The sequence below is a fragment of the Ruminococcus sporogenes genome, assembly GCF_054655175.1.
Map to the genome: position 1 here is coordinate 753,186 of NZ_BAAHOA010000001.1, position 18,340 is coordinate 771,525.

The window sequence follows — 18,340 nt, forward strand, 5'->3', positions numbered from 1 at the left end:
GAAAATGCGAAAACGAAATGTGCAGGTACTGTTCCGATTGAATGAGGAAGAAGCAGAGTATCTCCAGACCCTTGTAAAACGCTCTGGTCGTTCCAAAGAAGCGTTGCTCCGTGCAATGGTCAAAGGGTATCGGCTCTGTGAGAAGCCAGACCCAGAGTTCTATCAGATAATGCGTGAGCTGTCCGCCATCGGCAACCGTATCAACCAGCTTGCGGTCAAGGCAAACACCCTCGGCTTTGTGGATACGCCGATGCTGAATGAGGAAGCGAAAAAGTGGCGGCAGTTCCAGATAGATGTCCGTAAAAAATATCTGCTTCCGAAAGGAAAGTCAGATTAATGGCGGTCTGTGAGCTGTGGGATGTGAAAGGCAGGCTCGACCACCCCATCGACTATGCCGAGAATCCAGAAAAGACCGCCAATCCAAAATACAACGAAGCAGACTTGCAGGCACTTGTGGATGTGATGGAATATACCACCAACAAAGACAAAACGGAAAAGCGGTTTTTTGTCACGGGGGTCAACTGTGATGTGGCAACCGCAAGGGATGAAATGCTGATTGCCAAAGCCCAATGGAGCGATGAAAGTGAGATTGTCTGCTTCCACGGTTTTCAGAGCTTCAAACATGGAGAGGTCACGCCAGAGATTGCCCACGAGGTGGGCGTGAAGCTTGCCGAGAAAATGTGGGGCGACAGATTCCAAGTGATTGTTGCCACTCACTTAAATACCGAGTGCCTGCACAACCACTTTGTAGTCAACTCCGTTTCCTTTACAGACGGCAAGCACTACCACGACAACAAAGCAAACCTGCGGCTTCTGCGTAAGCGTTCCGATGAGCTGTGCCGTGAGTATGCCCTGTCCGTGATTGAACACCCAAGCGGCAGGAAAAAGCCATACGCTCTCTATCAGGCGGAGAAGAAAGGACTCCCGACCAGAGATAATGTGGCAAGGCAGGCGGTTGATGAAGCTATCGCAAAATCATTTACGCTCAAAGACTTTGACCGTCTGATGGCAGAGATGGGCTACAAGTGCAGCTTTAATCCCAACCGCAAATACTGGACGATTTACTGTAAGGGATGGGACAGACCAAAGCGGCTGTATCGGCTCGGAGAGGATTACACCAACGAGAGGATACAGGAGCGTATCCGTGAAAACTCCTATGCCGTTAAGTTTAACCGATTTGCCGAGCCGACAAAGCAGGTCAAGGTGTGCCGTGTCAAAGGCTCTCTGTCTGGCACAAGAAAAATCGGGGGTCTGCGTGGGCTGTATCTCCATTACTGCTATAAGCTCGGTATCCTGCCCAAAGGCAGAAAACAGAATTATGCGAAGCTCCATTATCTTCTCAAGGACGACCTTATGAAGATGGACGCTATCACAAAAGAAGCAAGGCTGCTTTGCCGCTGTCACATTGACACCGCAGAGCAGCTTTTGTCATATCAAGGCTCTTTGGAATCAGAGAAAAATGAGCTGACCGAACAGCGTAAGGGGCTTTATTCCCTCTCCCGCAAGTCAAGCGGCAAAGAAAAAGAAGCGGTCAAGGCTCAGCTTTCCGACATTTCAAAAAGGCTTGGAGAAATCAGAAAGGAGGTCAGGCTCTGTGAGGGTATCGCCGCCCGCAGCGGTACGCTCAAAGAAAAATTGCAGGCAGTGCGGGCAGATGAACAGGAAATCAAACGAAAGGAGCTGATGAAGAATGAACACAGGCGGCGATGCGGCGGAACAAATCGTGAGAATGAGCTTAGAGGGATTTGAGGTTGCCGCAAAACTGACAGGTGCAGGTGCGAAGAATATCGCTGTGCTTCTGTACTCCATTCTCAAAGAGGAACAGAAAACCAAAGGGAAAGCAAGGCTTACCAATATGCTCCGTTCTGGCAAGGAGCTGAAAGTCTTTACCGTGAAGAATGAGGACTTGAAACGCTTTACGCAGGAGGCGAAAAAATACGGCGTTCTCTACTGCGTTCTGGCAGACCGCAAAAACAAAGACCCTAATGCGGAGGTGGATGTGATTGCCCGTGCCGAGGACGCATCGAAAATCAGCCGTATTGTGGAACGCTTCAACCTTGCTTCGGTGGATACCGCTTCCATTGTGACGGAGGTTGAGAAAAGTAAGGAAGAAAAAACTGATATGCCAGAGCCAGACATCGGTGTGCAGGAAAAGGCGGAGAAAGATAAGCTGCTCGATGCTCTGATGGGCAAGCCGACACAGAAGGAGGAAAACACCCCAGAAAACCCCTCGGTGGCAAAGACAGAAAAATCCCCTCCGTCCGAGCCTTTCTCCGAGAAGCCAAGCAAGTCCGCAGAGGGGGCTACTATGACTAAGGAAGAAAAGCCTTCGGTCAGAGAGGAACTGCGGAAAATCAAGGAGAGCCGCAAAGAGCAGGAAGCCGACGCCCCTGTTGCCCAGGACAAAAGCAGAGCTTCTGACAGGGCAAAAGGCAAGGTCGGCAAGACCGAGCATAAGCAGCCACCGAAAAGAAAGACCCCTAAAAAATCGAAAGGAGCAAGATAAATGAGTATTTATGATGTGTTCAGCGGCGGGAATAAGCCGTATGACAAAGCACAGTGGGCGGCACAGAAACAGGCGGAGCGAAAGGAAGCCTATGAGCTGATTGATAACACCTGTTCAGAAATGGCAGTCGGCGGCGACAGCTTCCGTCAGTATCTTGATGTGCAGGGTCGCTTTGACCGCTATTCCGTCAACAACGCCATTCTGGTATCGGCACAGATGCCTGAAGCCGCACAGCTTAAAGATAAGGCGTCTTGGAAACAGAGCCGTGTCTATGTGAATAAGGACGCACAGAAAGTCACTATCCTTGAGCCGAGCAAGGAATACACCCGTGATGACGGCACAAAGGCGGTATCCTATAACGCCAAATCTGTCTATGACATTTCCGAAACCTCTGCAAAAGACAGGCAGGAAGCTCCAGAGCCGAAATCAATGCGTGAGCTTGTGTCCGCAATGATTGACGCAAGCCCCGTTCCGTTTCAGCCGATGGACAATCTGGAGCTGCCTGCCTACTATGACAGCGGACAGCAGACCATCTTTATCCGCACAGGCTTAAATGAAGAACAGCTATTCGTCAGTATGTCAAAGGAGGTGGCTGCGGCGGTCTTTGATTTCAAGCATAATGAAAGCCGTGATGCTTCCGACTTCAAAGCCTACTGCGTTGCCTATATGGTCAGCTCCCGTTACGGCGTGGATACCAGAGGTTTTAACTTTGACCGACTTCCCAAAGAATATGCCGAAATGGAAACGCAGGACTTTAAGGGGGAGCTTGGCTCTATGCGTGATGTTTTAGGCGAGGTGCAGTCGGAAATGTATAAGAGTATGGAAAAGAACAAGCCTGCCAGAACCAAAGAGCAGGAACGGTAATCGGAGGTGCAGCCTATGAAAGAAGAACGATACCACATCGCCCTTGACAGGTACGATAAAAATATCGTTTTAAATGCCTTAAACGCCCTGCGGAATCAGCAAGTACGGGAGGAACGCCCCACCGACCCTGTGGACGAGCTGATAGAAACGGTGGCTCACGCTCCCACACGAAAGGTAAGGGTTATACCCTGCAAGTGCCGTGAGGAACGATAACGACAGAAAAGCGAGCCTAATCCTTGCGGTCTGCGGCATCGTTCCTGTGGTGTGGTTTGCCCTGCTGACAGCACCTTATGTCAGCGGAGGTTTAGTGGAGATAGTGCAGAACTTATCCAAAGCAATCGAGAATCCGTTTTCCATAACGGTATGTGAGGACAGCCTAAAAACTGTCCTTATTTTTCTGCTTGCTTACGGTATGGGAATCGGCATTTATCTCTCTACACGCAGGAACTACCGCAGGCGTGAGGAACACGGCTCTGCAAAATGGGGCGACGCAGGGGCAGTCAACAAAAAATATCGGGATAAAGACCTGTCGGCAAATAAGTTGCTGACCCAGAATGTCCGTATCGGACTGGACGGGAAAAAGCACCGCCGAAACTTAAATATCCTTGTGTGCGGCGGCTCTGGCGCAGGAAAGACGAGATTTTTCTGCAAGCCAAACGCTATGCAGTGCAACACCTCTTTTGTGGTGCTTGACCCAAAGGGCGAAATTGTCCGTGACATCGGCGGTCTTTTGGAAAAGAAAGGCTATGAGGTGCGTGTCCTTGACCTTATCAATATGCACAAGAGCCATTGCTACAATCCTTTTGTCTATCTTCGGAACGACAATGATGTGCAAAGGCTCGTGACAAATCTCTTTAAGGCGACCACACCGAAAGGCAGCCAGTCCCAAGACCCGTTCTGGGATACGGCGGCAAGTATGCTCCTGTTATCCCTTGTGTTCTATCTGAAATACGAAGCACCGCCAGAGGAACAGAATTTCCCGATGGTAATGGAGCTTCTTCGTGCAGGCGAAGTCCGTGAGGACGATGACAGCTATGTAAGCCCTCTGGATGAACTGTTTGACCGTCTGGAAATGGTAAACCCAGAGCATATCGCCTTAAAGTATTACAGGGATTATCACTCTGGCTCTGCAAAGACCTTAAAGAGCATCCAGATAACACTTGCGGCAAGGCTTGAAAAATTCAATCTGGCGAGCCTCGCAGGTTTAACCGCTACCGATGAGCTTGACCTGCCCTCTCTGGGAGAAAAGAAAGTGGCTCTGTTTGCCCTTATCCCAGATAACGACACGAGCTTCAATTTCCTTGTGTCGATTTTATACACGCAGCTATTCCAACAGCTTTTCTATCTTGCCGACCATAAGTACGGTGGAAGCCTGCCCGTGCATTGCCATTTCATTATGGACGAGTTTGCAAATGTTTCGCTGCCCGATGACTTTGACAAGATACTCTCGGTTATGCGTTCCAGAGGTGTGTCGGTCAGTATCATCCTGCAAAACTTGGCACAGCTTAAAGCCCTGTTTGAAAAGCAATGGGAAAGTATTGTCGGCAACTGCGACAGTTTCTTATATCTCGGCGGCAACGAGCAAAGCACCCACAAATATGTGTCGGAGCTTTTGGGTAAGGAAACCATTGATACCAACACCTACGGGAAAAGCTCTGGTCGCAGCGGGAATTATTCCACCAACTACCAGATGTCAGGGCGTGAGCTTCTGACCCCAGACGAAGTGCGTATACTTGATAACCGCTACGCACTTCTTTTTGTCCGTGGGGAACGCCCGATTATGGACTTTAAGTATGACATCTTAAAGCACCCCAATGTGAAACTGACAACCGACGGAGGACAGCCGCCTTATCTTCACGGCGAGCCGACGCAGGCTGTCGCAACCCTTGTCTTTGACAACACTTTGATGGAAAACGCCGTGAGCGTGAAGCCTGTCAAAACATCCTATGAGCTTCTGTCCGAGGAGGACTTGGAAGAACAATTCAAAATTTAAGGAGGAATTATCTATGAAGTTTTTTAACAAAAAGAACACCAAGAACAAGGAAAACACCAAGCTGCCGATGGGTAAGAAAAGCAAAAAGGTTCTGGCTGCGTATGCGGCAGTTGTGCTTTGCTTAACCTGTTTTACCACAACCGCCTTTGCAGCCAATGACCCGATTACCGTGGTCAACAACCTTTCCGACTTTATCTTCGGCTTAATCCGTGCTGTTGGTATGATTCTGCTCGGTTTTGGTGTGGTGCAGATTGGTCTGTCCCTCAAATCGCACGACCCGTCCCAGAGAGCAAACGGCTTTCTGACCCTTGCAGGCGGCGTCATCATTACCTTTGCAAAAGAGATTTTGACTCTCATTACAGGCTAATATCCGATAACCCAAAGACACAAGACAGAGCTTACGGGGCAGATCCGCTTTGCGGATTACCCCGTAAGCCTATTTTAAGAACGGAGGTGGTCGAATGTCTGATAACTGGGTAGTACAAAACTTAGTCAACGCTCTGAATACTTGGAATGAAAAGCTGGCGGAAATCTGGCAGCTCATCACCCAATCTCCAGAGCAGTTCAAAGGCGGTACGATATGGAATGTCATTGTGAATATCCACGGTGCATTGCAGGCTGTGGGTCTTGCCCTGCTTGTGCTGTTTTTTGTGGTAGGCGTAATGAAAACCTGCGGCAGCTTTGCCGAAGTTAAATTTCTTTTGAGAACACAGAAAATCAGCGGACAGTATATCATACATTATCTATCCGCTGATTTAACAATATGGCTTAATTGCCTAGATTACCAAAGATTTCATTAGAAAACTATTCTGATTCATCTGTTGGCATAGTTGTTTTTTGGTTTGTTGACAATTGTTTTGTTAGCGCTGAGAATGTTCCGCTAACCTGTAAAGGTTCAATTGCTGATAGATTTAAAGACGCTTGTTTTGCCAATTCTGAAAGCGCTTCATTAGTTTGCAAAGGCTTAATTGCGGAAAAGCTTAAGGAAATTTGCTTTGCCAACTCTGAAAAAGTTTCGTTCGTCTGCATTGGTTTAATGGATTCTGCTATTTTTTCATATAATGCTGCATATTGCTGTAATGCTTGTTTTAATCCATTTATATCTATATTTTCATTTATTTTTTCTGTAGTTTCTTGAATTTTAATTAGACTTTTACTTGTGGAAATAATCTTTCTGCAAGAGCTTCTATTTTCCATGTTTTTTACGATATTCCATATTTCTGGTTCAATATGCAAGATATCGCTTTTTTCAACACTTGTAATTTTTATTTCACTGTCTGTTGAATATTCTTCCATCGATATTTCCGCTTCTCCAATTAAAGCCAAAGCAATTTTACCCGCATCATAAGGATAATCGCCATCCTCTTGATAAATTAAATCTGCAAGGACACTAATATCTAAATTTACATAATATAAGATATTTTTGTTTTCTTTTTCAACAGAAACATCTGCTATGCTCCAATATATATTCTCATCACCGCTTTCCAAAAACTCTTCATCTAATTCTTTTTCAATATCTATGGTCAATAAATAATCTGTGATGCTTTGATATATTCTATCTTCATAGTTGGCTAACATCTCTTTAGTATCATCTAAAGCAGATAATTGTAAAGCACTTTTAGACTTTCCTAGTTTTAATTCTTCTGATAAATATGAGAAAAATTTATCTAAAGTCAAAAAATTAATACTGAGAGCAGCATTGGTTTCTTTGAATTCTTCCTTCAATTCATGCCTTAAATCAATAAGTATATCTTTATTTTTTCCCCACCAGTCCTCTTTAATATCATTACATACAAATATGATGTTAGAGTTTTTCTTTTTTGCAATTGTAATTATATCTTTCCATACAAATAAGTCTCCATATTTTGCTTCTCCATTTTTGGTAGAATCACAAAAACCAGGCGGAATTGAATTATCATATCGTACTTGTCCTTCTTGTAATAACAACAGTTTTTTTGAGAATGGTATTTTTTCGCCAATATTACCTTCCTTCTGTAATAAATCAACAAATTCTTTTACTTTATCATTTTGTAAAAAATCAATATTTAATTGAATTTCGTCAAGATGGCTTTTTTCAAATTCGGTTATGATATTTTGTGTATCCTTGATTTTTTTATTCAAATTATTCTGTAATTTGGAAATATCCGTATAGTTATGCTTTCGGTATTCCCCAATTTTTTTCGTAATATCGTCTTGGAGGGCTTTTAGGGAATCGGAAAGCTCTTGGGTTACTTTTTTATATTTCTTTTTTTCATCACCACATATTTTATGATAATTCTTTAAATATTCATCATATACTTGTCTTGGTACATAGATTTTATTTTGGATTTTTTTCAACGCACTTATTATATCTAGGCTAATATTGGCTGGCTGACGATATAATTCCAATAATACATTTGTATCCAAAACGATTAAATGCTCACTCGAACGTATTTCTTGAAACTTTTCTATGTTTATCATTTATTCATTCACCCTCTTGTTTACCTTTTTGAAGTCGATATCTATACCTTGCTATTTTACCATAAAAACAAGTTTGTGATTATAAAATTTTAAAATAATATGAGCATTTGCTACCAACCGAAAAAACAAACGGGTTGGTGCAGGTGCTTTTCCTTTTCAAAAAATCAGAACAGCAAGTACAAAAGCGGCTATCCTTAAGGGCTATTAGACGAGAGGTTAAAATCTCCCGTCTTTTTTTCGTTCTTTTGTACTTTGAAAATTTTATAGCAGCCACCAGAGGGATACCTGCCGCAGCGGACAGCAGGCGATGATACGAGCTTGCCCGTTGCTTAATCCATGCACAGCATTGACAGAGAAAACGCCGCCCATGAAAGGCGTGGAACTGTATGGGAGGGCTGTATTACATATCCCGTTTGTCTTGAACGGGATATAAAAATTTTAAGGAGGTCAAATGCCTATGGTCAAGTATGAAAGAAAAAGAGAACGGAAGGAGGACGCCCATGCAGAAGCTACAGACAACAGACGCCGACGCCCTGCTCTATGAGCCGCTTGAAAAGCCGCCCTTTGTGGTGGACGGTCTGCTGCCCGCAGGACTGAGCTTGTTCTGCGGCGCACAGAAAATCGGCAAGAGCTGGCTTATGTTAAAGCTATGCCTCTGTATATCGCAGGGACTGCCCCTGTGGGAGATGCCGACGGTGCAGGGAGATGTTTTATACCTCTGTCTGGAGGACACCCTCTCCCGCATACAGGACAGGCTTTTCCAAGTGACGGACGAAGCAAGCGGGCAGCTTCACTTTGCGGTGGCAAGCTGTAAATTAACGGACGGTCTTATCGTCCAGTTGGAGGATTATCTGAAGGATTACCCAGACAGCAGGCTGATTGTCATTGATACCTTGCAGAAAGTCCGTACAGCGTCAAAGGACAATGCCTATGCCAGTGATTACGGGGATATTTCCCTGCTGAAAGAGTTTGCCGACAGATATTCCCTTGCGGTCATCGCCGTCCACCATATCCGAAAGCAGAACGACAGCGATGTGTTCAACAAAGTATCGGGAACGACAGGGCTGACAGGCAGCGCAGACAGCACCTTTGTACTGGAAAGGGAAAACAGGGCATCCGATACCGCAAGGCTGTATGTGACGGGCAGGGATACGCCCTATCAGGAGCTTGTCCTGCGTTTCCGTGATTGCAGTTGGGAACTGGTGGAGCGAAAGACGCAGGAGCAGCTTGCAAAAGAAGCCATACCAAAGGTTTTGTTTCGGGTAGTGGATTTTATGCAGGACAAAACAGAATGGCACGGGACAGCGACGGAACTCATAGCGGCTATGGCGGAAACAGAAACCTTCCCTGCCGTCATTACCAAGTGGCTCAATGAATACCGCACCACGTTCCTCTGCGAGAATGGCATTGATTACCAGTACGGACGCAGGAAAGAGGGCAGGCAGATTGCGCTGACCAGACGGACGGATGACAGCGGTGACGGCAATGACAGCGATGTTGGGATACCCCCTGCTGCTGTTCCTGTCATGTAAGCGTATTGAAGAATGGCGGCTCTGCCCGCAGGGTGACAGCGGTGACGGCAATGACGGCAATATTGGGATACCCCCACCGCCATCCCCCTGCGGGAGAACACCCCGCAAACGCTAAGTGCAGGCGTGGGCATTACTCGCCTTCCTCGGCTCGTAAAGCCACCCCTGCGTCAGAAAAATCCAGAGATTTTTCCGACAGCGTATGCAGGGTGTAACACACTACACCTTGCAGGCAAGGAGCGTGTGCCAGACGTTCCCTCTGGACTCCCTTATAGTGGCAGGGCTTTGCCCTGCGTATCCGCCGCTTTCCGCTTCGGATACAAGAATCGTGTCGGCGCAGCGGTGACGGTGACAGCCGCAGGGGGCATCCCAAAACTGCCGTCATTGCTGTCATTGCTGTCACCCAGAGGAGGATTACCCGCCGAAAAAGAAAGGAGAATGACCGAGTATGCCTTATGCGATTTTGCGCTTTCAGAAACGCAAGGCGGGCGGCGTGGCGGCTTGCGAACGCCACAATGAGCGTAAGAAAGAAGCCTACAAGAGCAACCCCGATATTGACATGGAACGCTCGAAAAACAATTATCATCTCATACCGCCGCCGAGATACACCTACAAAAAAGAGATAAACCGCCGCATTGCCGAAGCAGGCTGTAAAGTGCGGCGTGACAGCGTGATGATGGTGGAAACGCTTATCACAGCTTCGCCAGAGTTTATGAACAGTTTACCAAAAGCCGAGCAGACGGAATATTTTGCGAGGGCGCTTGACTTTATCTCCAAGCGTGTTGGCAAACAAAATATCCTCTCCGCTGTGGTGCACATGGACGAGAAAACGCCCCACATGCACCTATGCTTCGTGCCGATAACGCCAGAGGGTAGGCTCTCCGCAAAAGCCTTTTTAGGAAATCAGAAGAGCCTGTCCGAGTGGCAGACCGCCTACCATGAGTGTATGTCCTCACGGTGGAATGAGCTTGAAAGAGGTCAGTCCTCAATGGAAACAAAGCGAAAGCATATCTCCACTTGGCTCTTTAAATTAGGCGGCAGATTGGACAGACAGTACGATGAAATCGTCAAGGCTCTGTCCGATATCAACGCCTTTAACGCAGGGAAAAAGCGTGACAAAGCGTTGGAACTGCTCTCCGCTTGGCTGCCCGATGCAGAGAAATTTTCGAGGGAAATCGGCAGGCAGAGCGCCTATATCGACAGCCTGAAGGCTCAAATCGGGCAGGAGGCGGACTATGCCGAGCGTATGCGGAACGAGAAGTATGCGGAGGAATTAAAGGTACAAAAGGCAAACGCAAAGATATTTGAATTGCAGCGTACCAACAGCCAGATGGAACGCCTGCTCAAAAAGATACCGCCCGAAGTATTGGCGGAAATACAGAAATCGGGCAGAAACAAATCAAGAGAAAGGTAAGGTTTTAGAATGAAGAAACAGGAATTTACCGTCTTAAAGGTAACAGATTTACACCCGTTCCCCGACAATCCTTTTCGGGTGGTGGAGGACGAACTGCTGTTAGAAATGGCAGAAAGCATTAAGGAGTTTGGTATGGTAACGCCGATTATTACCCGCCCGAAAGAGGACGGGGACGGTTATGAAGTGATTGCGGGACAGCGGCGTGTCCGTGCCACACAGCTTGCAGGGATAGATACCGTCCCTGCTTTTGTTTTGCCCTTAGACCGTGACAGGGCGATTATTACCCTTGTGGACAGCAATATTCAGCGGGAAAATATCCTGCCGAGCGAACGTGCCTTTGCCTACAAGATGAAATTAGAAGCGATGAAGCGGCAGGGATACCGTACCGATTTAACTTCGTCCCAACTTGGGACGAAGTTGCGGACGGACGATATTGTGGGGCAGGGCTTCGGCGTAGGCAAGACCACGGTGCAGCGGTTTATCCGTCTGACGGAGCTGATACCGCCGATTTTGCAGATGGTGGACGAGAACAAAATCTCCTTAACGCCTGCGGTGGAACTATCCTTTTTACGGAAAGAGGAACAGGAAAACCTGCTGATTACGATGGAGAGCGAAGAAGCCACGCCCTCTTTGTCGCAGGCACAGCGGATGAAGAAGTTAAGCCAGTCGGGGCGGCTGGATATGGATACCATCTTTGCGATTATGACGGAGGAAAAGGCAAATCAGAAAGAAACCGTCAAAATCGGAATGGATAAGCTGCGGAAATATTTCCCCAGAGGGACAACGCCAAAGCAGATGACAGATACGATTATCCGTCTGTTAGAGCGTGAATTGCAGAGAAAACGAAACCGTGACAGCCGATAAAGTTTCTTTTTTCGGCGGGTAAATACAGAAAGGACAGGTCTTGCAATGAAAGAAATCCAGTATGAAATCGTAAAAGAAATCGCTGTGTTATCGAAAAGCGACAGCGGATATACAAAGGAACTCAACCTCATATCATGGAACGGCGCAGAGCCAAAATACGATATCCGCAGCTTTGCCCCTGACCGTGAGAAATGCAGAAAAGGCATTACGCTGACGAAAGCAGAGGTACAGACGCTCTTTGCGGCGTTAAAAAACGAGTTATCGGAATAAAGATTTTCGGGATTGGGAGTGTGTCCGCACATTCCCTTTCCCTGTTTTTAAGGAGGATATCTGCCTATGGCGAGAACAGCTACACGCCCCCGCATTGTTGTGCAGGCGGTCTATGCGGGCGGTGGAGATATGCAGGAAATGTTTATTTCCCTGCTTGTGAAGGAAGTGCGGAGAGGGAAATCCTCTGTCCGCACCTTTGAGATTGTAAAAGATACCGAATACAATGAGGACAGAACAAAGACAAAGGAGGCAAGCTGATGAGTGTATTACGGACGGCTCTTTACTGTCGGTTATCCAAAGACGATATGCTGCAAGGCGACAGCGAAAGTATCAAAACACAGAAAGCAATGCTCACGCAGTACGCAAAGGAACACGGCTTTTTGGTGGTGGAGGTCTATGTGGACGACGGTTGGAGCGGCTTGAATTTTCAGCGTCCAGACTTCAACCGTATGCTCGATGACATTGAAGCGGGCAGGATTGATGTGGTCATTACAAAGGATTTATCCCGTCTGGGGCGTGACCATTTGAAGGTGGGACACTTCACGGAGATTTACTTCCCGATGAAAAATGTGCGGTATATCGCTGTCAATGACGGCGTGGATACCGCCAACAAAAACAACGATATAGCGGCTCTGAAAAATGTGATGAACGAGTTTTACTCAAGGGACAACTCTCGGAAAATCCGTTCTTCTATCCGTGCAAGGGCAAAGGCGGGGCTTTACCGCACTTCCTTTAACCCTATCGGCTACCGCAAAGCGCCCGACAATCACAACAAGCTGATTGTGGATACGGAAACGGCGTGGATAGTCAGGCGTATCTTTGAGCTTGCCAATGCGGGTATGGGGGCGCACAAAATCGCTAAGACTTTCCGAGAGGAACAAGTACCCTGCCCCTCTTGGTGGCTGCACTCACGAGGGGAAAAGGATTATTCCGAACGGTTTGAAAATCCCGAAAACAAATACGAATGGTCGCACACCGTTATCCGCAACATTATCGCCAATCCCCTCTATCTCGGTCACTTGGTAATGTGCAAGACGGAGAGCATTTTCAAGGTCAATGCGGTCAAGAAAGTGCCAGAAGCCGAGCAGATACGGGTAGACAATACCCACGAGCCGCTTGTCACGCAGGAACTGTTTGACGGGGCAAACGCTAAAATCGAGAGCCGCAGGCGTGATACGACGAATGATTTTGTATCCCCATTTGCAGGGCTTGTGAAATGCGGTGCTTGCGGCAAGGCGTTAGGTCTGCGGTATTGGGGGAAGGACAGAAACCGTGTCTATGTCTGCACCACCTATGCCCACGATACGAAAGCCTGCACCGACCACCGTATTTATTATGAGGACTTATACAAAGCGGTCTTGTCGGATATTCAGTATCACGCTGCTCTTGCCTATGAGGACAGGGAAAAGGCGGTTGCCCTTGCGGTCAAGATGAACGACAGAGCAGACGGAAACCGTGGGAAAAGCAACGAAAACAGGCTGAAACAGGCAAGGAAACGCTATGAGGAAGTGACAAGGCTGTTTGACCGACTGTATGAAGACTCTCTTTCGGGACGTATCTCCAATGGTAACTTTACCCGTCTGATTGATAAGTACCAGAGTGAGCAGGAACAGCTTTTAGGGCAGATAGACGCATTGGAACAGGCGTTGCAGGAGGTTAAGGACAATCAGACAAACGCTGTAAAGTGGGCGGATTTAATGGCGGAGTATGCAGGCATACAGGAACTCACAGCGGAAAATCTCAATCTCCTGATTGAACGGATTGAAGTGTTTGACCGCACACAGACCGAAGCAGGAACAGAGCAGGCAATTAAAATCTGTTACCGCTTCGGCGGTTACATAGGGGAACGCCGCTTTCTGGCAAAGGTCTTAAAGCACCCTTGCAGGAAAAAGACGTGTCCTCTGAAGAAAGGAAAGGGCTATGAAAGAGAAAAAATATCATTTGTATCTTGAGGAAAACGAATGGCGGCTGATTATCCTTTGCTTAAACGAATTGAGAAATAAGCTCATAGCAGAGGGCAGATACACGGACTGTGTGGACGAATTGCTTGTCAAATTTATTAGTGCAAAGACGGTCAAACTGAAAATACGGAGGTAAAAAGACAATGACAAAATCAATCTTTGAACAGTTGGGCGGCACATACGAACAGCAGGGAGATTATCTTCTGCCCCGCCTTGCCTTACCCACCGAAAAAGAAATATCTATCGGCGTATGGGGACAGCGGCACTTGCGGTATCTGAAAGAGTACCGCAGAGCCACCTACATAACCCTGCTTACAAGCGGCAGGCTGAATACATATCTTGCCGACATTGACAGGCAGGCGGAGGAACTGTTCTTTCGGCTGGTAGAGCAGATGAAACAGGCGCAGGGTATCACAGAGCAGCTAAAGGCTGAAAATCAGCTTTTATGGGTACAAAGGCTCAATAATATACGGGCGTGTGTGAGGGAGATTGTGGAAAAAGAGATTATTTACGCATAAGCAAAGGCGGCAGAGTGTAAGGCTCTGCTGCTTTTAATATTGACAGTATATAGCCGATGTGCTATAATCTATATAGCGATAATGCTATATAGCGGAGGTGCTATTTATGAATGATGAATTTTTTCAAGCCCTGTCTAATCCATATCGAAGAGAGATTATAAAATTACTTCGTTGGGAAAATATGAGTGTTGGTGACATTGTAAAGCGGTTTGATATTGCTCAACCAACAATATCTCGACATTTAGATGTATTAAGGAAAGCGGAGATAGTTACTTCGGAACGAAAAGGAAACCAAATCATATATTCCTTAAACCTTTCTGCAATGCAGGAAATGTTTGTCTATTTGTCCGAGTTATTTGACTATCAGAAAATCAAGGAGGTACAATCAAATGAATGCAAATAAATCCCGTGGAATAATAATTTTACTTTCATTCTTAGCCGTTATATTTTCTTTTGCATTTGAAAATCAGATTATTTCACTTATTTTTATGGCTGTTTCTATGATAAGTGCCGTTTTTGTTTTGTATCGGCATATCAATGAACTCACTTCTCTTTCAGATGATAACCCAAAGGGAAAAAGTCTAAAAGCGATTACTATTTTCAATGTTACCATATTTTTAATATGTGTGGTAATTGCTGTTTTAATTGGTGCAGGGATTGTTTCATCAGATAACGATGGTAGATATTTTGCGGCTATGATTGTTTCCGCAGTTATTTTATTTGGGGGAAACATAGCCCCTAAACTCCCATTTAGCAAGCATACGGGATTACGCCTTCCGTGGACGGTAACTGATGAAAAAGCGTGGATTGCAGCACATAGAATTATTGGATATATCTCTATTCCCCTTGCTTTTATTTATATAGCGGGTGTTGCGGCAATTAACAGTTTTGAAATTTTGACACTCGTTGCGATGGTTACTTGGATTGCTATTCCTGCTGTATTTTCTTATATAGTTTATAAGAAAGATGGATTAAGATAGTTTCTAAAAGGAGAAAAGCGATTGTAGTGAAAAAATTAGAATGGATTTTATGTCCTATATGTGGTAGCAAAACTCGTGACAGGCTTAGAGAAGATACAGTTTTGATAAACTATCCCCTTTTCTGCCCGAAATGCAAGCAGGAAACTTTGATAAATGCAAAGGAACTATATATAACCGTCATCAAAGAGCCAGACGCAAAGACGCAGAGCCGATGAACTTGTGAGCAATCTCAGTCATCGGCTCTTTCTCTTATATTCGGACAAGCCCACCGAACAAAAAAAACGGTGTTTTGGTGGGCTGTATTGTCACGCTCAAGCGACTATCCCTCTAAACCCGTTTCGAGTTTGGAGGGATTTTTATGTGTTGGTGTAAAGCCGCCACGCCGCTGCTAATTAGAAGCAGTAATTACCTACATATCATCAGATAGGAATAGAGATAATCTGTTAAAAAAATACTCGTTCTTATATGGGGATATTATACCCTCGAAGTAGATGCCAAATATCTACATAATAGAACTTTAATATCTCATAGCCGCACTGGTCTGACAACCTTTGCGGTTTTTCTTTTGTCGCATTTTGTCAAAACACAGGACAAGCCTGCTTTTGGCGTAGGCTGCCGTTCGCCGCCGACCAATCTGGATTTTCAAAAAATTCAGATTGGAGGTAAAGGACGTGGCGTACAATCACGGACGGGAAGAAAGGAAATGGCGGCTCTGGAAAGAAGCCGAGGAAAAGATTTTGCGTGAATGTGGTGTTTCGGAAAATATCATTGAAGAAATCCGCAATTACGACAGGACGGAGTTTAATTCTAACAGACGATTTTACAGACGCTTGAATGATATAGGGGAATACATAGAGGACACTGCCGAGCAGGAACACACTAAGGAGGTCAAGACAGTTATTGAGTTACTTGATGAAATCGAGAATGAAGAACTGTATCAAGCCTTGATAACGGTGAACAAGCATACTCTGCAAATCGTACTGCTGAAAATACAGGGCTATTCTACTAAAGAGATTGCCGCAATAACAGGTTTAAGCGAAAAGGCTATTTACAAAAGGCTTGAAAGGTTGCGTGAAAAATTAAAATCCTTTAGGCATTGAGGGGAAATCCCTGCTTTCCTACGGGCTATTGGGCGAGAGGTCAAAAAACTCTCGCCTATTTTTTAGCAGGAGGAAAGAACAATGGCGATACCTAAAAGGACATACTGGCTTCGGGAAGTAGTGACGGAGAACGGAACGAGTTATCATATCAGTTTTCGGGATGGACAAGGAAAAATTCAAAAGCTGTGTGTACCCTATGATTTCTATATGGCGTTTCGTAGACTGGAACTTGATGAACGGAAAATAGAAAACTGGGATTACCGACATAGGGAGTTTAACGAGGTGCAAGACGAAACGCTGAACAGACGAGCGTTAAGACTTCCAAAGAATGTAGATGAGTTAATCATCGAGGAAGAACAGGCGGAACTGCTCTACAAGGCAATCAACACCTTGCCAGAAATTCAGAAGCGGCGTTTCTTGCTCTACCACGAATACGAGTACACTTTCTATGAGATTGGGAAAATGGAACATTGCAGACCGCAGGCAGTAAGGCGTTCCGTTATCCTCGCCAGAGAAAAGATAAAGGCACAGATGAAAAAATATCTCTGTGCTTGATAGTTTAACGAATACCCTTGTATCTTCGGATATGAGGGTATTTCTCTATATGTTCTCTAATGGAATTTTACAGAGGTCAAGAAACCCGAACACGCACTGAAACTCTTTATCCGCTTTGCCCTTGCCAAAGGCGTTGTGACTTACGGCTTGGAGCTGATGATGGCTCTCTTTCAGATTGTGCAGGGCGTGATTTCCACCATAATGAATGCCGCAGGATTTGGAACGGCATCACAGACGGTATTGCCACAGGAGATTGTGACCGCTGTTGAGGACTGCGGCTTTTTCGAGAGTATTCCTCTATGGGCGGTGACACTCATCGGCGGTCTGTTCATTACGGTGCTGTCGTTCATTATGATTATGTCGGTGTATGGGCGGTTTTTTAAACTCTATCTTTATACCGCAATCGCTCCCGTACCCTTATCCACTTTTGCAGGCGAGCCAAGCCAGAGTGTGGGCAAGAGCTTTATCAAAAGCTATGCCGCCGTTTGTCTGGAGGGAGCAATCATCGTCCTTGCCTGTATCATCTTTTCCCTGTTTGCCGCCACGCCCCCTGCCGTTGACCCGAATCTGGCAGCCGTATCAATGGTGTGGAGCTATATCGGGGAGCTGATTTTCAATATGCTCGTCTTAGTCGGTGCGGTAAAAATGGCAGACCGTATTGTACGTGAAATGATGGGCTTGTAATTATAAGTAAAGAAAGGAAAATCGAAATGAAGAAAGAACCAAAGTGTTACCAGATTTATTATATCCACTTGCTGAACGGAGAAGTCATTGAAGCTTCAGAAGCCTATGACCTGCCTGCGGAGGAGGGATTGGTTGGAAAATTTGGAAAGGCTGACGACAACGAAATATTTGAAATCGGAGATACCATTTCTGGACTTTCCTATGTTCCCAAACGCAGTATTCTATTTATAGCGACTGGAGATGTCAAAGAAAGTTGGTGTTGATTGTGGATGGGCGTATTTGTAAACTTTTTTGAATCGGTTGACTTGATTGTATGAAACGGGTATAATATGTATAGAATACTACTATCCAAGTCAACAAAGGAGGTATCGTTATGAATATCCGTCCATCCGCAGCCATCCGTCAGAACTATAATGAGATTGCTGATTTGTGCCGAAAGACCGCAGAACCGATTTTCCTTACCAAGAACGGCGAGGGGGATTTGGTCGTTATGGATATTGAAACCTACAACCGCAGGGAAAAAATGCTGAAGCTCCGTGAGGAACTGCTCGCTGTCGAGGAGGACAGACTTGCGGGAAGATGCGGCTGTACACTTGACGAACTGGACGCTTATCTTGATGAAGTGATTGCAGAGGTATAGCG

General features: G+C 45.9%; 24 protein-coding genes and 2 pseudogenes. 25 read left to right on the top strand and 1 reads right to left on the bottom strand.

Annotated features, from left to right (window positions below; translation table 11 throughout):
• Positions 1-4 precede the first annotated feature (4 nt).
• The 8 genes and pseudogenes from ACYQ0N_RS04010 to ACYQ0N_RS04045 form a co-directional block, all read left to right on the top strand.
• Complete coding sequence (locus tag ACYQ0N_RS04010; protein WP_460161917.1) at positions 5-337, top strand: plasmid mobilization protein; 333 nt, start codon at positions 5-7, stop codon at positions 335-337.
• A complete protein-coding gene (locus tag ACYQ0N_RS04015; protein WP_460161918.1) occupies positions 337-1,749 on the top strand; it encodes a relaxase/mobilization nuclease domain-containing protein in 1,413 nt (470 codons plus the stop codon). The genes ACYQ0N_RS04010 and ACYQ0N_RS04015 overlap by 1 nt, the downstream gene beginning before the upstream one ends.
• The gene (locus ACYQ0N_RS04020; RefSeq protein WP_460161919.1) at positions 1,691-2,506 is read left to right on the top strand and encodes a PcfB family protein; all 816 of its coding nucleotides are present in this window, start codon (positions 1,691-1,693) and stop codon (positions 2,504-2,506) included. Before ACYQ0N_RS04015 ends, ACYQ0N_RS04020 begins: the two co-directional genes overlap by 59 nt.
• The gene (locus ACYQ0N_RS04025) at positions 2,507-3,370 is read left to right on the top strand and encodes a hypothetical protein (protein WP_460161920.1); all 864 of its coding nucleotides are present in this window, start codon (positions 2,507-2,509) and stop codon (positions 3,368-3,370) included. It begins immediately after the preceding gene.
• 15 nt (positions 3,371-3,385) lie between these two features.
• Complete coding sequence (locus tag ACYQ0N_RS04030) at positions 3,386-3,583, top strand: hypothetical protein (protein ID WP_460161921.1); 198 nt, start codon at positions 3,386-3,388, stop codon at positions 3,581-3,583.
• Positions 3,570-5,363, top strand: coding sequence for a VirD4-like conjugal transfer protein, CD1115 family (locus tag ACYQ0N_RS04035; RefSeq protein ID WP_460161922.1), 1,794 nt, complete (start codon positions 3,570-3,572; stop codon positions 5,361-5,363). Before ACYQ0N_RS04030 ends, ACYQ0N_RS04035 begins: the two co-directional genes overlap by 14 nt.
• Positions 5,364-5,376: 13 nt before the next feature.
• The gene (locus ACYQ0N_RS04040; RefSeq protein WP_460161923.1) at positions 5,377-5,730 is read left to right on the top strand and encodes a glutamyl-tRNA amidotransferase; all 354 of its coding nucleotides are present in this window, start codon (positions 5,377-5,379) and stop codon (positions 5,728-5,730) included.
• A 94-nt stretch (positions 5,731-5,824) separates the two neighbouring features.
• A pseudogene (locus ACYQ0N_RS04045) lies at positions 5,825-6,058 on the top strand (hypothetical protein); the annotation flags it as partial.
• Positions 6,059-6,167: 109 nt separating this feature from the next.
• Here ACYQ0N_RS04045 and ACYQ0N_RS04050 read toward each other — a convergent pair.
• On the bottom strand, positions 6,168-7,823 hold the full coding sequence (locus ACYQ0N_RS04050) for a PIN-like domain-containing protein (RefSeq protein ID WP_460161924.1): 1,656 nt from the start codon (positions 7,821-7,823) through the stop codon (positions 6,168-6,170).
• A gap of 500 nt (positions 7,824-8,323) precedes the next feature.
• On the opposite strand from ACYQ0N_RS04050, the gene ACYQ0N_RS04055 reads away from it, so the two are divergent.
• From ACYQ0N_RS04055 to ACYQ0N_RS04135, 17 genes and pseudogenes are all read left to right on the top strand, one after another.
• Complete coding sequence (locus tag ACYQ0N_RS04055; RefSeq protein WP_460161925.1) at positions 8,324-9,355, top strand: AAA family ATPase; 1,032 nt, start codon at positions 8,324-8,326, stop codon at positions 9,353-9,355.
• A 50-nt stretch (positions 9,356-9,405) separates the two neighbouring features.
• Positions 9,406-9,567 (top strand): hypothetical protein, encoded by a 162-nt coding sequence (locus ACYQ0N_RS04060; RefSeq protein WP_460161926.1) that lies wholly within the window; start codon positions 9,406-9,408, stop codon positions 9,565-9,567.
• Between the two features lie 233 nt (positions 9,568-9,800).
• Positions 9,801-10,766 (top strand): MobV family relaxase, encoded by a 966-nt coding sequence (gene mobV / locus ACYQ0N_RS04065; protein ID WP_460161927.1) that lies wholly within the window; start codon positions 9,801-9,803, stop codon positions 10,764-10,766.
• A 9-nt stretch (positions 10,767-10,775) separates the two neighbouring features.
• Positions 10,776-11,630, top strand: a complete 855-nt coding sequence (locus ACYQ0N_RS04070; protein WP_460161928.1) for a ParB/RepB/Spo0J family partition protein — start codon at positions 10,776-10,778, stop codon at positions 11,628-11,630.
• A gap of 45 nt (positions 11,631-11,675) precedes the next feature.
• Positions 11,676-11,900 carry a YdbC family protein gene (locus tag ACYQ0N_RS04075; RefSeq protein ID WP_460161929.1) on the top strand — a complete coding sequence of 75 codons (225 nt, stop codon included), beginning with the start codon at positions 11,676-11,678 and terminating at the stop codon, positions 11,898-11,900.
• 66 nt (positions 11,901-11,966) lie between these two features.
• A complete protein-coding gene (locus tag ACYQ0N_RS04080) occupies positions 11,967-12,158 on the top strand; it encodes a hypothetical protein (RefSeq protein ID WP_460161930.1) in 192 nt (63 codons plus the stop codon).
• Complete coding sequence (locus ACYQ0N_RS04085; protein WP_460161931.1) at positions 12,158-13,852, top strand: recombinase family protein; 1,695 nt, start codon at positions 12,158-12,160, stop codon at positions 13,850-13,852. Before ACYQ0N_RS04080 ends, ACYQ0N_RS04085 begins: the two co-directional genes overlap by 1 nt.
• Positions 13,821-13,997 (top strand): hypothetical protein, encoded by a 177-nt coding sequence (locus tag ACYQ0N_RS04090; RefSeq protein WP_460161932.1) that lies wholly within the window; start codon positions 13,821-13,823, stop codon positions 13,995-13,997. The genes ACYQ0N_RS04085 and ACYQ0N_RS04090 overlap by 32 nt, the downstream gene beginning before the upstream one ends.
• 7 nt (positions 13,998-14,004) lie before the next feature.
• Entirely contained in the window at positions 14,005-14,379 is a 375-nt protein-coding gene (locus tag ACYQ0N_RS04095; RefSeq protein ID WP_460161933.1) for a TnpV protein, read from the top strand.
• Between the two features lie 106 nt (positions 14,380-14,485).
• Positions 14,486-14,782, top strand: a complete 297-nt coding sequence (locus ACYQ0N_RS04100) for an autorepressor SdpR family transcription factor (RefSeq protein ID WP_460161934.1) — start codon at positions 14,486-14,488, stop codon at positions 14,780-14,782.
• The gene (locus ACYQ0N_RS04105) at positions 14,769-15,359 is read left to right on the top strand and encodes an SdpI family protein (RefSeq protein ID WP_460161935.1); all 591 of its coding nucleotides are present in this window, start codon (positions 14,769-14,771) and stop codon (positions 15,357-15,359) included. Before ACYQ0N_RS04100 ends, ACYQ0N_RS04105 begins: the two co-directional genes overlap by 14 nt.
• A 26-nt stretch (positions 15,360-15,385) precedes the next feature.
• Positions 15,386-15,574, top strand: a complete 189-nt coding sequence (locus ACYQ0N_RS04110) for a cysteine-rich KTR domain-containing protein (protein WP_460161936.1) — start codon at positions 15,386-15,388, stop codon at positions 15,572-15,574.
• A 456-nt stretch (positions 15,575-16,030) separates the two neighbouring features.
• The gene (locus ACYQ0N_RS04115) at positions 16,031-16,459 is read left to right on the top strand and encodes a sigma-70 family RNA polymerase sigma factor (RefSeq protein ID WP_460161937.1); all 429 of its coding nucleotides are present in this window, start codon (positions 16,031-16,033) and stop codon (positions 16,457-16,459) included.
• A gap of 81 nt (positions 16,460-16,540) precedes the next feature.
• Entirely contained in the window at positions 16,541-17,014 is a 474-nt protein-coding gene (locus tag ACYQ0N_RS04120; RefSeq protein ID WP_460161938.1) for an RNA polymerase sigma factor, read from the top strand.
• Positions 17,015-17,077: 63 nt separating this feature from the next.
• Positions 17,078-17,698 (top strand): annotated as a pseudogene (locus ACYQ0N_RS04125) (VirB6/TrbL-like conjugal transfer protein, CD1112 family); the annotation flags it as partial.
• A gap of 26 nt (positions 17,699-17,724) precedes the next feature.
• On the top strand, positions 17,725-17,961 hold the full coding sequence (locus ACYQ0N_RS04130; protein WP_460161939.1) for a hypothetical protein: 237 nt from the start codon (positions 17,725-17,727) through the stop codon (positions 17,959-17,961).
• A gap of 110 nt (positions 17,962-18,071) precedes the next feature.
• Positions 18,072-18,338, top strand: a complete 267-nt coding sequence (locus ACYQ0N_RS04135) for a type II toxin-antitoxin system Phd/YefM family antitoxin (RefSeq protein ID WP_460161940.1) — start codon at positions 18,072-18,074, stop codon at positions 18,336-18,338.
• Positions 18,339-18,340 lie beyond the last annotated feature (2 nt).

What these genes read in the sequence shown, in the direction of transcription:
- ACYQ0N_RS04010 (WP_460161917.1), top strand. Translation starts at nt 5, where the DNA reads ATGCGAAAACGAAATGTGCAGGTACTGTTCCGATTGAATGAGGAAGAA.
- ACYQ0N_RS04015 (WP_460161918.1), top strand. Translation starts at nt 337, where the DNA reads ATGGCGGTCTGTGAGCTGTGGGATGTGAAAGGCAGGCTCGACCACCCC.
- ACYQ0N_RS04020 (WP_460161919.1), top strand. Translation starts at nt 1,691, where the DNA reads ATGAACACAGGCGGCGATGCGGCGGAACAAATCGTGAGAATGAGCTTA.
- ACYQ0N_RS04025 (WP_460161920.1), top strand. Translation starts at nt 2,507, where the DNA reads ATGAGTATTTATGATGTGTTCAGCGGCGGGAATAAGCCGTATGACAAA.
- ACYQ0N_RS04030 (WP_460161921.1), top strand. Translation starts at nt 3,386, where the DNA reads ATGAAAGAAGAACGATACCACATCGCCCTTGACAGGTACGATAAAAAT.
- ACYQ0N_RS04040 (WP_460161923.1), top strand. Translation starts at nt 5,377, where the DNA reads ATGAAGTTTTTTAACAAAAAGAACACCAAGAACAAGGAAAACACCAAG.
- ACYQ0N_RS04050 (WP_460161924.1), bottom strand. Translation starts at nt 7,823, where the DNA reads ATGATAAACATAGAAAAGTTTCAAGAAATACGTTCGAGTGAGCATTTA.
- ACYQ0N_RS04055 (WP_460161925.1), top strand. Translation starts at nt 8,324, where the DNA reads ATGCAGAAGCTACAGACAACAGACGCCGACGCCCTGCTCTATGAGCCG.
- ACYQ0N_RS04060 (WP_460161926.1), top strand. Translation starts at nt 9,406, where the DNA reads ATGACGGCAATATTGGGATACCCCCACCGCCATCCCCCTGCGGGAGAA.
- mobV (WP_460161927.1), top strand. Translation starts at nt 9,801, where the DNA reads ATGCCTTATGCGATTTTGCGCTTTCAGAAACGCAAGGCGGGCGGCGTG.
- ACYQ0N_RS04070 (WP_460161928.1), top strand. Translation starts at nt 10,776, where the DNA reads ATGAAGAAACAGGAATTTACCGTCTTAAAGGTAACAGATTTACACCCG.
- ACYQ0N_RS04075 (WP_460161929.1), top strand. Translation starts at nt 11,676, where the DNA reads ATGAAAGAAATCCAGTATGAAATCGTAAAAGAAATCGCTGTGTTATCG.
- ACYQ0N_RS04080 (WP_460161930.1), top strand. Translation starts at nt 11,967, where the DNA reads ATGGCGAGAACAGCTACACGCCCCCGCATTGTTGTGCAGGCGGTCTAT.
- ACYQ0N_RS04085 (WP_460161931.1), top strand. Translation starts at nt 12,158, where the DNA reads ATGAGTGTATTACGGACGGCTCTTTACTGTCGGTTATCCAAAGACGAT.
- ACYQ0N_RS04090 (WP_460161932.1), top strand. Translation starts at nt 13,821, where the DNA reads ATGAAAGAGAAAAAATATCATTTGTATCTTGAGGAAAACGAATGGCGG.
- ACYQ0N_RS04095 (WP_460161933.1), top strand. Translation starts at nt 14,005, where the DNA reads ATGACAAAATCAATCTTTGAACAGTTGGGCGGCACATACGAACAGCAG.
- ACYQ0N_RS04100 (WP_460161934.1), top strand. Translation starts at nt 14,486, where the DNA reads ATGAATGATGAATTTTTTCAAGCCCTGTCTAATCCATATCGAAGAGAG.
- ACYQ0N_RS04105 (WP_460161935.1), top strand. Translation starts at nt 14,769, where the DNA reads ATGAATGCAAATAAATCCCGTGGAATAATAATTTTACTTTCATTCTTA.
- ACYQ0N_RS04120 (WP_460161938.1), top strand. Translation starts at nt 16,541, where the DNA reads ATGGCGATACCTAAAAGGACATACTGGCTTCGGGAAGTAGTGACGGAG.
- ACYQ0N_RS04130 (WP_460161939.1), top strand. Translation starts at nt 17,725, where the DNA reads ATGAAGAAAGAACCAAAGTGTTACCAGATTTATTATATCCACTTGCTG.
- ACYQ0N_RS04135 (WP_460161940.1), top strand. Translation starts at nt 18,072, where the DNA reads ATGAATATCCGTCCATCCGCAGCCATCCGTCAGAACTATAATGAGATT.